The following is a 13,223-nucleotide window of genomic DNA, read 5'->3' as shown; positions in this document are numbered from 1 at the left end:
CTTTCTTAGTTTTAAAAAACTCAATACTATCCTTTCGCAGCAGCAAGCAGTTTCTCTCCTTTCTTTATCGCGTCCTCAATCGTACCGACATTCAAGAAAGCCTGTTCCGGAAGATAATCCACCTCGCCGTCCAGTATCATCTTGAATCCCTTAATTGTATCCTCGATTGAAACCATCACGCCGGGCACGCCCGTAAACTGCTCTGCTACGGCAAACGGTTGTGACAAGAACCGTTGTACACGGCGGGCACGGTTTACGGTCAGACGGTCTTCGTCCGACAATTCATCCATACCCAAGATAGAGATAATGTCTTGCAACTCTTTATTACGTTGAAGTATTTGCTTAACGCGTTGGGCTGTATCATAATGTTCCTTGCCTACGACCAGCGGATCCAAAATACGTGAAGTAGAATCCAAGGGGTCAACGGCAGGATAAATGCCAAGCTCGGCAATCTTACGGCTCAACACCGTAGTAGCATCCAAGTGAGTAAAGGTCGTTGCAGGAGCCGGGTCTGTCAAGTCATCGGCAGGCACATATACAGCCTGTACCGAAGTGATAGAACCATTCTTTGTAGAAGTAATACGTTCCTGCATCTGTCCCATTTCCGTTGCCAATGTCGGCTGATAACCTACCGCAGAAGGCATACGTCCCAACAAAGCCGAAACCTCGGAACCAGCCTGAGTGAAACGGAAGATATTGTCAATGAAGAACAAGATATCACGCGGACCATTCTCGCCCGTATCACGGTCACGGAAAGATTCCGCAAGTGTCAAACCGGACAGAGCCACCGACTGACGTGCACCAGGAGGCTCATTCATTTGCCCGAACACCATGGATACCTGAGATTTCTCCACTTCCTTGTAATCCACTTTCGACAAATCCCAATTGCCTTCTTCCATGCTCTTCAAGAATTCATCGCCGTAACGGATTACGCCAGACTCAATCATTTCCCTTAACAAGTCATTACCTTCACGGGTACGTTCACCCACACCGGCAAAGACGGAGAAACCATTGTGCTTCTTGGCAATGTTGTTAATCAACTCTTTGATGAGCACGGTCTTTCCTACACCGGCACCACCAAACAGACCAATTTTACCTCCTTTCAAATAAGGTTCCAAAAGGTCAATAACTTTAATACCCGTGAAAAGGACTTCTTGCGAAGTAGCCAAGTCTTCAAACTTCGGCGGTTCACGATGAATCGGAAAGCCTTCCGCCTTATCCAATTCTTTCATTCCGTCGATAGCATCACCGACCACATTCATTACACGTCCTTTAATCTGACTTCCAACCGGCATAGAAATCGGGTGACCGGCAGGAACGACTTCCATTCCGCGTTTCAAACCATCCGTACTGTCCATGGCTACGCAACGTACAGTGTCTTCACCGATATGTTGCTGCACTTCAATCACCAACGTACGACCGTCATTACGGACGATTGTCAACGCATCGTGGATTTTCGGCAATGATTGTTCTACATCCTGCCCTTCATCCAACTTGAAGTACACATCGACCACCGGACCGATTACCTGCGAAATGTGTCCAACGATTTTTGACATAAGCTTTACTCTTTATTTTTTATAGATTCAACTATTTTCTACCAGAACCACATTTTAATGGTTCAATGTATCATTAATCATCTACGCAAATTTATATAAATATCTTATTATCTTGTCATCCTAACTAACATTTTTTTGTAAAAAAACCACTTTTTCCAGCGAACATGAAACTATATATTAAAAAGGGGAGACAATACCGCCCGTTTTTAAACATTTATTCACACAAAAAACATTCCGTGTGCGAAAACAAAGAGGCTTAACCAAGTATTGAGGCCACAATCCGACGTGCTCCGCCATAATCTCTGAACTCACATAAATAAATCCCCTGCCATGTACCCAAATTCAAGCGTCCGGACGTTACAGGTATGGTAAGAGACACTCCTGTCAGACTGCATTTGGCATGACTCGGCATATCATCGGGACCTTCATCCACATGCGTATAATAAGCCTGATTCTCCTTCACCAGATTATTATAAATACGCTCCATGTCATTACGCACACTAGGGTCATAATTCTCATTAATGCTTAATGCACAACTCGTATGTTTAATGAACAAATGCAACAGACCCGTTTCGGGCAACTCCGGCAAATGGCTCATTACTTCCTGCGTTATCAAATGAAACCCTCTCGTACGAGGTTTTAATGTAAATTCGACTTGCCTAACCATACGCTCTACTTTTTACGAAACCAAACAGCATTCACCTTCCGGCGAATTATATATACATTCAGCACAGATACAAACCCAAAAACTACGACTCCCACAACCAGCGCAGGAACCAACCCAGCCACACCCGCTTCAGGGAACAAAGCAGAAAGGACCGGCACATACCAAGAACGCACGCACGCCACAATCCCAACACCTAAAAGCAACACCAACAAGTTCAATGCAATGGTAAGTATTTGATAAGGACGCGCTATTTGCGCCGGACTATATCCTATCAACAACAAGGTTTCCAATTTGCGCATATTCTTTTGCAACAACAAATAAACGCTTAATATCAGAATGTAAAACGAAAGTGCGCTAATCAACAGGCCGACCGACAATACAACTCCGATAATCACCCTCAAGAACCAAGCCGTTTTACCTGCATCCAGTTCATTGCCCTCCATTTCATACCCTTTCCGCTGAAAATACTGAACGATACGCTCGTCCGCCGGATTATTGACTTCTACAATCAGACGAGAAGGCTTTGCGTCTTCTCCCGCACCATAATGGCTATTCGCCCAACGCATAAACGTTTCGGGAACCAGAATCGTATTGAGCCGATTGGAAAATCCAACGATACGCCCCTTCATCTGCTTCACCTTCCCATTGCCCATGATACGGATATCCAAACTAACCATTCCAATCAACCCCTCGGACAATTGAGGCAAATTCCGGCTTTGAGCGAACCCGAAATTATACAAATTCAAATAATTACGAGGTATGATAATCGGCACTTCACCGGAGTTCGGATTAAAGTTCCATTTCTCCGATTTTACGTCCACATATACGTCCGGTACCGCCTCAAAGAACAAATCCGTCGACATTTTTATACCCTGCAACCCCATACCGGCAGACACCTTAAACTGAGAAGGGATAAAACGCCCCACCCCTTTTACAAAAGGCTGAGCCTCAATGTCCCGAATATCTCCCGAAGAAAATGCCGACTGTTTGCCCACAATTGTCCCCAATGTACTGACTTTCTTACTCACAATGACATAATCCCCTTTCATAAAGCTATCTCCCTGAGTAAATACCGGCAAAACATCCCGATAAAATTGCACGGCAAGCAACACAATTACCATACCGCATACATTGGCAAAGAAAAAACCTGCCAATTGGGAGACGCTCAGATGCTGCCTCAATAATTTCCAAACCATAATCCGATGAATATGAATAATTAATAAATGCGTTGCGGAACCTAAAGCTTCAATACCCTCTCATACTCCAAGGGCAAATGCTTCCCGATAGAAGTCACTACCACGCCTACTCCCCTCTTGTTTACTTCCTCTTTCAGTATATCTGCCATAATGCGGCTATTTCCATCATCCAAATGGCTTATCGGTTCGTCAAGGAAAATAAAATCAAAAGGCTGGCACAATGCACGGATAAACGCCACCCTCTGCTGCTGGCCAAAAGACATACGTTCCACTTTCTGGTCTTTTTTCCCATCAATCCCTAACCTTTGAAACCATTCGTCAATCTGTTTCCGTTGACAATACCCTGTCAATGCATTCTTCATCCGCACATTTTCCAATGCCGTCAATTCTCCGAACAAGCGAAGTTCCTGAAACAACATGCTCAATGAAGTTTTCCGCAAATGCACCCATTGGGATACGGACAAATTGCGGATATTCTGCCCGTCAAAGGAAATAATACCCTGATAATCCTTCCGATATCCATATATAAAACTACAAAGAGAAGACTTACCCGTCCCCGAAGCTGCTTCCAGCAGGTAAATCTTCCCTTTCTGAAAAGCTATCTCCCGATGCCATACATCAGAGATAACCCTATCCCTGCCGGCAAATACCTCCGGCAGGGTTTGTTGTAACTCGATTGTTTCCATCCTTTACGTATTAATTGATTGCACCCAATAAAGACTGAAGAATATTCCGATCTGAATCTTTCATCACTAATTCCAAACGGGACTTATTCATGTCCTCCATGACAAACGTCAAATAATCCAGTCCCTGCAAAAAGCCCAAAGCCTGCTTCCATTCCGATAGCGCTCCATAAGTTTGCCCTGCTTCTTCTACGGCAGATTCCAAATTCATTCCCCAATATAGCAAATTGCCTTCCACCTGTTTTCCCCATGGACAATCACGCAATGTCTGCCCCGGGACAAAAGCATCTATCCAGTCAACTTGATTCGTCACATAAAAGCGTCCGTTCGAAACACCGAACCACCACACCTGATATCCGGGACGTACCCCTAACATGCTCCCGTCCGACACACGGAACTCATAACCCGTAGCACCGCGGCTGACAAGCTGCATCCGTCCGCCTGTCAATGCCAACAACGGCTTCAGGTTTTCAAACGTCTGCAAGAAACGGTCATCGGTAACGTCCGCATAAGCAATAAATTTACCCGATACAGGATTTCCGGCTACCGCCATATCCCCCTTCATTGAACCCAACACCGACTCAAAATCAATAGGCATCATCGAGTTTTCCAGCTGGCTGTTCAGCAAAGGATGCTTGCATAAGATCTCATAGATTTTCTTCCCGTCTATATGCATGGACATCCAGAAGCCGGTATTGGCAGGAAATTTATCCAAATATGTCCCCTCTATCTTTCCAAAAGCCTGAGCCTGCTTTTCCTGCAGTTGCTTCATGACTTGACCAGTAGTCAAGTTGGTGAAATCAATACGCATCTTGCCTTGCGAAAAAGTCACATCTGCCAATGTTTTAATATCTTTCAGTTCCAACCCACCGGAAGCTCCCATCAAAACAGGACTTACGTATTGCCCCGGAAGCATGTCCAATGAGGTCAATGCCACAATATCCCCCTTCCCGGCTTTTATCTTCTCAAAATCTGATGTAGCACAATACCCATCCGCTTTCTTCTGGCGGAGCAACATCGAGGCCGTATGGCACAAGTCTTGAGGAACGCCTCCGTTAGGGTCTGCCAACACCAATAAAGCATCCGAGGTATACGCCACCAGCCAATTTCCCATAGTTGTCCACGTATATCCTTCCTCTTGGGTCAAAACATCACAAATCTGCTGTTTGCCCAATACTTCGAGCAAGGATTCCAGTTTGCCCGCATCGGACACCCGTGCCAACACACCGGCGGAAACCGACTGGGATTCTACAAATAAATAGACTTTCTTCCGAAAATCAATGCCACTTTCTGATGGATTTTCCATTACCTTATCCACCAGTTGTCCGGAGCCTTGCATGCCGCTCTTTAACGCATCCCCCAAGCGTTGCACTTTTGCTTTTCCTTCCTCGCCCGACAAACCGCTCTTCTCAACGATGGATACCGGATTAAACGAAACCACCAAAGCAGCATCCCGGGGTAAAGCCGCTTCGTATTCATCTCCGCTTTTGCATGAAGCCAGCAACAGCACACATCCCATCCAACCTATCCACCTTATTATTTTATTGTCCATCATAATCTCATTTTATCATTAACGCTTCTATCTTACACTTGTTTGCATCAGCTTTCCGTCACATGTGCCAGATTCATCAGATGTACCGCCACAAGAGCCGCCGTTTCGGTACGCAACCTTGATTTTCCCAAACTGATGGGCCGGAATCCGCAAGACTCTGCCAATGCGACCTCTTCCCGGCTAAAGTCCCCTTCGGGACCGATTAATACAACCGCGTCCATTCGAACATCCAAAGCATCCTTTAGCAAAAGCTTCTCCCCTTCATAACAATGCGCGATAAATTTCTGCCCTTTAAAATCTTGCCTGACAAATTTATCGAAATCAATCATTTCGTTTACCTTTGGCTTCCGTGCTTTTAGCGATTGCTTAACCGCCGAAACCACAATCTTTTCGATGCGCTCCGTCTTGATTACCTTCCGTTCCGAAAAACGGCAATTCAAGAAAGTCAGTTCATCAAACCCGATTTCAGTCGCCTTCTCCGCAAACCATTCAGTCCGGTCTATATTCTTCGTGGGCGCCATCGCCACATGCAAATGCCCTTTCCATAACGGCTCCTGAAAGATAGATTCCACAATCTTCACCTGGCAACGTTTTCCTGCAATGGAATCGATTACGGCTTTATAAAAGAATCCATTCCCATCCGTCAGCACTACCTCATCCCCCATAGTAAGCCGCAATACGCGCAAACAATGGGCTGCTTCTTCTTCCGGAAGCTCAGTCTTTACCGCAATATCCGGTGTATAAAATGTATGCATACCTGTTCATTCTAAAATCAACGATTGTCTTTTCCTTCATCTTCCCTCTTACGGATTTCGTCCCGCAATTGCGATGCACGTTCATAGTCCTCGGCTGCAACCGCTTCTTCCATCGCCTTTTTCAGCGTATCCATATCCACGGAATTTACCGTAAGCGTATAAGTAGAGCCGTCCGTCGATATATTCCTCAATTGTTCACGCTCTAAAATATCTTCGTACACATATAGTGGGAAACCAGCGCGCAACGACAATGCTATCACATCCGATGTACGCGCATCAACCACCTCCACTTCGCCGTCTGCTCTCCTTATATATAAATAGGAGTAATAAATGCCGTTCCTCACTTCATAAATGATGCCCTTCATGCATTGTATTCCTCCCGCTTTAATGACATTCAACATCAAATCGTGTGTAAAAGGGCGGGGCGGATTATAATTCAACTCTCCCATTTTGATACTTTGTGCCTCTGCCGCACCGATAATCAATGCCAATTTCCGTTTCTCATCCCCAACTTCTTCCAATACCAGCGCAAACGAATTAGACGGCCTCAACACGGTTGACATATCCAGCATTTTCATTTCAATCTCTTTCATTCTTTTACGTGTTTATATTTAAAGACAATAGCAAACAAAATTGCCACTATCAATGCATACGCCGCAAAAATAAACCAAGCCTTACTCCATCCCTCGACCTGAGGAACCGCGCTATTAAAATCAACAAAGCAATTTACTACAGCCTGAGCGCTTAATGTCCCGATGGTCGCACCCAATCCATTGGTCATGATAATAAATAAGCCCTGTGCACTGGAACGTACGCTCACATCGGTTTCCTTATCTACAAATAATGAACCTGACACATTGAAGAAATCAAATGCCACTCCATATACGATCATCGAAAGAATAAACATCCAAACGCCGTTCCCCGGATTGCCCAATCCGAATAGTCCAAACCGCAAGACCCATGCCACCATTGCAATCAGCATCACTTTCTTGATGCCGAAACGGCTCAAGAAAAACGGAATCAGCAAAATGCAGCAAGTCTCGCTGATTTGTGAAAGCGAAATCAGCAAATTGGCATGCTGGACGCCAAACGTATCCGCATATTCGGGCAAAGCGCTGAAACTGGTGATAAACGGATTGGCAAACCCATTGGTTATCTGCAACGATACGCCCAACAGCATCGAGAAGACAAAGAAAATCGCCATCTTGCGCTGGCGGAACAACAAGAACGCTTTCAAGCCCAACGCCTCAGCCAACGATTTCTTCCCGCCAGCCTCCCGGCTCACCGGACAAGCCGGAAGCGTATTGGCATAAACCGCCAGCAGGATGCCCCACCCTGCACACACGAAGAATTGCATATAATTGGACTGGAATCCCCACAAATCTACCAGCCACATCGAACAGATGAAACCGATAGTCCCGCATGTCCGGATAGGAGGAAACGCCTTGATTGTATCCAGTCCTGCACGGTCGAGCGCCGTATAAGCCACCGAATTGGATAAAGCCAAAGTAGGCATATAAAAAGCCACACTCATCGAATAAAAAGCGAACAACACCGGGAAAGACACCGCATCGCCAGCCGTCATGCCATAATAACCTGCCCCTGCCATAAACAAAGACGCGAGCAAATGGCTTAAGCTCAACAAGCGCTGGGCAGGAACCCAACGGTCGGCGACAATGCCCAAAACAGCAGGCATAAACAAAGACACAATGCCTTGCATGGCATAAAACAGCCCGATGTGACTACCCAAGCCCACTCCTGCCAGATAAGTCCCCATCGAAGTCAGATAAGCTCCCCACACGGCAAACTGCAGGAAGTTCATTACAATCAGTCGAAGTTTTATATTCATCATATTTCTTCTATACCTTATTATATATAAGCCTTGAGTGCAAACTCAATAACAAATATAAGGGATTCTAATGGAAATACCAAGCAGTTGCTCCGGTTTTTATTTATGATACGCCAAACGAAGACAGTCAGGCGTTACAATTGTTACAAATAACAAATAACAAAATCGGATTTTGACAAGGAGGCTTCAAGGAGAGAGACACATATAAATAATATTATATATAAATATATATTTATATATAATATTATTTATAATCAAGAGTCTTCTTTCTTCTTTTCTCGATTTTATTAATTGTTATTTGTAACAATTGTAACGCCTGTTGTCTCACCCCTGTACAGTTCCTTTCGGATATACATGCACAGTCCGATGCAGATACTTGTGTGGACCGCCGCAACTATATAAAAACGGCAGGGCACAAAAAAAGGGAATCTTCCCAGATTCCCAATCTTCATTAACCTTAAATCTAATACCATGAAAAACACGATGCAAAGATATACATTTTATGTTATGGAACATACATTACAGGCAAAAACCTTTCATATATTAACATTATTTTAGAAACAAGAGGGCAATTTGAAAGGAAATCCTTGTGAGTGTTTAATTTTATTACGACCTTTGCAGATGAAACCTTATAGATTACTGAACATAAATTTGGAAAGAACATGAAAGTAAAAGCCCTTTAAAACAAGAATAGACACTTAAATGTTATAGAGAAAGCACTTTTATCAAACGAACCCAATAATTATATGGAGAATAAGAACTATAAGCCCCAATATAACAGCCTGATTCAGGCTATTGTCATCACAGGCGATTTATGTTTATGCAACGGCCTGTTTTATGCACTATATTATTGGAAAGAGACCTCTTTACACCCTCTTCCCCATCATGCGTCATTAATTCAAATACTGGTCACCCTATCGCTTTGTTACCTGATATGCACCATGCGGGGAGGTGTCATCCTGCACCGGCAGAAAGTACATGGTTTCCAAATTGTCCTGCGCGTACTACGCAACGTTTTGTACTTTTCCGCCGTAAGCGGCATATTGCTGGCAACAGGAGATTACCTCAATGTATTCTCCCTATTCTTTGCGGCTTACATCGCAACATTATTCATAGCCCTAAGTACATACAGGCTCATTTTCCACGCATCCCTGAAAGCTTACCGGAGCCGGGAATCCCATCTTAACTATGTGGTTTTGGTAGGAAGCACGACCAATAATATCGAATTATATCATGAACTGGCAGACGACCCTGCCAGCGGATATTCGGTTGCGGGATATTTTGACGAACAGCCCAACCCCCAATTCAAGGAATGTCCCTATTTAGGCAAGCCGGAAGAAGTGATTGGCTACCTTATTTCCCACACGTATATCCATTTCCTGTTTTGCTGCCTTCCTTCTAAACAAGCCGACATTATTGTGCCTATCATCAACTATTGCGAAAACAACCTGGTACACTTCTACAGCGTGCCCAACCTGCGCAACTACCTGCACAACCGAGTATATTTCAACATGATAGGGAATGTGCCTTATTTGAGCCTGCGCCCCGACCCGCTTAGCCGTCCGGAGAACAAAGCCTTGAAACGCGCATTCGACATTGCATTTTCGTTGCTATTCTTGTGCACCCTATTCCCCATCGTCCTTATTATCGTGACTATCATTACAAAACTGACCATGCCCGGCCCGGTATTCTTCCGCCAAAAACGAAACGGACTGAACGACCGCGAATTTTATTGCATCAAGTTCCGCTCAATGAAAGTCAATAAAGAAGCCGACACCCTGCAAGCAACCAAGAATGACCCGCGCAAGACAAAATGGGGAGACATCATGCGAAAAACCAACATCGACGAACTTCCCCAGTTCATCAATGTACTATTGGGCGATATGAGCATAGTCGGCCCACGCCCTCACATGCTCAAGCATACAGAAGAATACTCAAAACTGATTAACAAATACATGGTACGCCATTTTGTAAAGCCCGGCATCACAGGCTGGAGCCAAGTCACGGGCTACCGTGGAGAGACAAAAGAACTGAAAGACATGGAAGGCCGTGTATTAGGCGACATCTGGTACATCGAACACTGGAGCTTCGGACTGGACATCTATATTATCTACCGTACCATCCGCAATGCAATCCAGGGAGAAAAAAACGCATATTAAAACCTCAGCACTTGCATACAGACAGATACACAACAAAAAAAAGATTCTAAAAACGCATCGTTTTCAGAATCTTTTTCTTTTTCACCTCACGGCCTGGTACACCCTCAGGGATTCGAACCCTGGACCCACTGATTAAGAGTCAGTTGCTCTACCAACTGAGCTAAGAGTGCATCCACTACTATAAATTGTCAAATTTCCCGCGCAAACTCCCTCCGAAGTACACCCTCAGGGATTCGAACCCTGGACCCACTGATTAAGAGTCAGTTGCTCTACCAACTGAGCTAAGAGTGCGACTTCTTTTTCGTTTGCGGGTGCAAATGTATAGCCTTTATTTGAAATAGCCAAATATTTCGGCATAAATCTTACAATAAAAATTAGTTTTCATACATTCTGCGGGGTATATACCGCTTATCAGAGCAGGAAACAGCCCCCAAATCACTTCGATTTGCCCTACATTTACGGTGCGAATCAGTCCCTGCCCTCCACCACGATGCTTTTATTGGACTTAAATTTCTTACAAAAACATTTTAGTGCTTTGTTTAATCAACCTCATTCTGTATCTTTGCAAAAAAAATAATATGATGCAGGCAAGTGACAGCGTTGTAATCATACCGACTTACAACGAAAAAGAAAATATAGAAAATATTATCCGGGCGGTATTCGGATTAAAAAAATGTGTCCACATTCTTATTATTGATGATAACTCACCGGACGGCACAGCTCAAATTGTACGCAATCTGCAAACGGAATACCCGGAACGCCTGTTCCTGATAGAAAGGAAAGGGAAATTAGGTTTAGGGACTGCATACATTACAGGATTCAAATGGGCAATCGAACACCAGTATGATTATATATTTGAAATGGATGCAGACTTCAGCCATAACCCCGCTGATTTGCCCCGATTATATGCAGCTTGCCACGACGAGGGCTTCGACATCGCTATCGGTTCGCGTTATATAAGTGGAGTAAACGTAGTAAACTGGCCCATGGGAAGGGTATTGATGTCCTATTTCGCATCAAAATACGTACGGATTATTACCGGGCTTCCTATCCATGACACGACCGCCGGATTCAAATGCTACCGCCGCCAAGCGCTGGAAACAATCCCACTTGACAAAATCCGCTTTAAAGGGTATGCATTTCAAATCGAAATGAAATTTACGGCATACAAATGCGGTTGCAAAATAAAAGAAGTTCCAGTTATTTTTGTTAACAGAGAATTAGGGACTTCGAAAATGAACAGCAGCATTTTTGGAGAAGCCGTATTCGGAGTAATCCGATTGAAATGGGACAGCCTATTCAAAACATATCCGCAGATACGGCATGATTAACCATAACAACACTTTGAATATAGACGTTACAACGCAAGAGAGCTATACCGCATATCCGCCAGATAATTACATTGAATAAGAACACGGCGAGAGTCTTATAAGTTTTTATTTACCAGTAATTTTAATTCATTTCTTATGACAACGTGTATAAAAAACGCCATTATCGTAAACAATGGAGAAAAGATAATTGGTTCAGTAATTATAGAAAACGGCATTATCACCGCCGTACAGGCTAACGAACCGGAACCGGAAGGGTGGTACGACAACATCATTGACGCACACCAATGCTACCTTATTCCGGGTGTAATAGATGACCATGTGCATTTCCGCGACCCAGGGTTAACCCACAAAGCCGATATGCTTACAGAAAGTGCTGCAGCTGCCGCAGGAGGCGTCACATCTTTTATGGATATGCCCAACTGCAAGCCACAGACCATTACACTGGAAGCGCTGGAAGACAAGTTTGAAATGGCTGCAGAAAAGAGTATTGTCAACTATTCGTTTTACTTTGGTGCAACCAACAGCAACGCTGATTTATTTTCCCAGCTGGACAATACCCGAATTTGCGGTATCAAATTATTCATGGGTGCCAGCACAGGCAATATGCTGGTAGATGACACAAATGCGCTGAAACAAATATTCAGCAAAGCAAACATGCTGATTGCGACGCATTGCGAAGATCCGTCAATTATTCAATGGAACACCGAACTTGTCAAGATGAAATATGGAGAAAATCCGGATATCGCGCTTCACCCGAGAATACGAAGCGAAGAAGCTTGCTGGCAATCGTCTTCACTTGCCGTGCAAATGGCTAAAGAAACAGGAGCACGGTTACACGTGCTTCACATCAGCACTGCCCGTGAATTGCAACTCTTCGAAGACAAGCCACTCGCCGAAAAGCACATTACAGCAGAAGTGTGTGTGCCTCATCTGCTCTTCAGCGAAGAGGATTATAAGACATTAGGTTCACGCATCAAATGCAATCCCAGCATCAAAACCGCATTTGACCGGGAAATGTTACGGTGCGCATTAAATACCGACTGCATTGACGTCATTGGAACCGACCATGCCCCTCATCTCTTGTCTGAAAAACAAGGAGGAGCACTGAAAGCCGTATCAGGCATGCCTTCTATCCAGTTCTCATTGGTCTGCATGTTAGAGTTAGTAAAAGAAGGGGTAACAACAATAGAACAGGTTGTAAAAAAAATGTGCCATGCACCAGCCGACCTGTTTCAATTAGACAGACGAGGCTACATCCGCCCGGGATATAAAGCAGACTTGGTCATCGTTAATCCCAACCATGAATGGACCGTTACCCAAGACTGCATCTTTAGCAAATGCGGCTGGAGCCCTTACGAAGGCAGAACATTCCATTCAAAAGTAGAGAAAACATTTGTCAACGGAGAATTAGTCTATGCTGACGGCAATGTAAACACATGCCATCGAGGAGAAGCCCTTCGTTTCAACCGATAATA

Annotated in this window: 11 protein-coding genes and 2 tRNA genes; 3 read left to right on the top strand and 10 right to left on the bottom strand. The window is 44.3% G+C overall.

Going from position 1 to position 13,223, the window contains the following annotated elements:
• Nucleotides 1-26: 26 nt before the first annotated feature.
• From atpD to BACSA_RS01040, 8 genes are all read right to left on the bottom strand, one after another.
• Nucleotides 27-1,556, bottom strand: coding sequence for a F0F1 ATP synthase subunit beta (atpD, locus tag BACSA_RS01075; RefSeq protein WP_013616281.1), 1,530 nt, complete (start codon nt 1,554-1,556; stop codon nt 27-29).
• Nucleotides 1,557-1,812: 256 nt separating this feature from the next.
• Complete coding sequence (locus BACSA_RS01070) at nt 1,813-2,223, bottom strand: secondary thiamine-phosphate synthase enzyme YjbQ (RefSeq protein WP_013616280.1); 411 nt, start codon at nt 2,221-2,223, stop codon at nt 1,813-1,815.
• A gap of 5 nt (nt 2,224-2,228) precedes the next feature.
• Entirely contained in the window at nt 2,229-3,419 is a 1,191-nt protein-coding gene (locus tag BACSA_RS01065; RefSeq protein ID WP_013616279.1) for a hypothetical protein, read from the bottom strand.
• 41 nt (nt 3,420-3,460) lie between these two features.
• On the bottom strand, nt 3,461-4,105 hold the full coding sequence (locus tag BACSA_RS01060) for an ATP-binding cassette domain-containing protein (protein ID WP_013616278.1): 645 nt from the start codon (nt 4,103-4,105) through the stop codon (nt 3,461-3,463).
• A 10-nt stretch (nt 4,106-4,115) separates the two neighbouring features.
• Entirely contained in the window at nt 4,116-5,657 is a 1,542-nt protein-coding gene (locus tag BACSA_RS01055; RefSeq protein ID WP_083802503.1) for a DUF4836 family protein, read from the bottom strand.
• A gap of 44 nt (nt 5,658-5,701) precedes the next feature.
• A complete protein-coding gene (locus tag BACSA_RS01050) occupies nt 5,702-6,409 on the bottom strand; it encodes a 16S rRNA (uracil(1498)-N(3))-methyltransferase (RefSeq protein ID WP_013616276.1) in 708 nt (235 codons plus the stop codon).
• 17 nt (nt 6,410-6,426) lie between these two features.
• On the bottom strand, nt 6,427-7,002 hold the full coding sequence (locus BACSA_RS01045; protein WP_013616275.1) for a bifunctional nuclease family protein: 576 nt from the start codon (nt 7,000-7,002) through the stop codon (nt 6,427-6,429).
• Nucleotides 6,999-8,258, bottom strand: coding sequence for an MFS transporter (locus tag BACSA_RS01040; protein WP_041583816.1), 1,260 nt, complete (start codon nt 8,256-8,258; stop codon nt 6,999-7,001). The genes BACSA_RS01045 and BACSA_RS01040 overlap by 4 nt, the downstream gene beginning before the upstream one ends.
• Nucleotides 8,259-9,004: 746 nt before the next feature.
• Here BACSA_RS01040 and BACSA_RS01035 point away from each other — a divergent pair.
• Nucleotides 9,005-10,417, top strand: coding sequence for an undecaprenyl-phosphate glucose phosphotransferase (locus BACSA_RS01035; protein WP_013616273.1), 1,413 nt, complete (start codon nt 9,005-9,007; stop codon nt 10,415-10,417).
• 94 nt (nt 10,418-10,511) lie between these two features.
• Here the strand turns inward: BACSA_RS01035 and BACSA_RS01030 are convergent.
• Together BACSA_RS01030 and BACSA_RS01025 are read right to left on the bottom strand one after the other, a co-directional pair.
• A tRNA-Lys gene (locus BACSA_RS01030) sits at nt 10,512-10,587 on the bottom strand.
• Nucleotides 10,588-10,635: 48 nt separating this feature from the next.
• Nucleotides 10,636-10,708, bottom strand: a tRNA-Lys gene (locus BACSA_RS01025).
• A gap of 290 nt (nt 10,709-10,998) precedes the next feature.
• On the opposite strand from BACSA_RS01025, the gene BACSA_RS01020 reads away from it, so the two are divergent.
• Nucleotides 10,999-11,748, top strand: a complete 750-nt coding sequence (locus tag BACSA_RS01020; RefSeq protein WP_041584152.1) for a polyprenol monophosphomannose synthase — start codon at nt 10,999-11,001, stop codon at nt 11,746-11,748.
• A gap of 135 nt (nt 11,749-11,883) precedes the next feature.
• Nucleotides 11,884-13,221 (top strand): dihydroorotase, encoded by a 1,338-nt coding sequence (locus BACSA_RS01015; protein ID WP_013616271.1) that lies wholly within the window; start codon nt 11,884-11,886, stop codon nt 13,219-13,221.
• Nucleotides 13,222-13,223 lie beyond the last annotated feature (2 nt).

Origin of the sequence: Phocaeicola salanitronis DSM 18170, from assembly GCF_000190575.1 — a bacterium.
Lineage (GTDB): Bacteria > Bacteroidota > Bacteroidia > Bacteroidales > Bacteroidaceae > Phocaeicola > Phocaeicola salanitronis.
The sequence above is the reverse complement of the archived record's forward strand: the minus strand, read 5'-3'. Positions and strand labels throughout refer to the sequence as shown.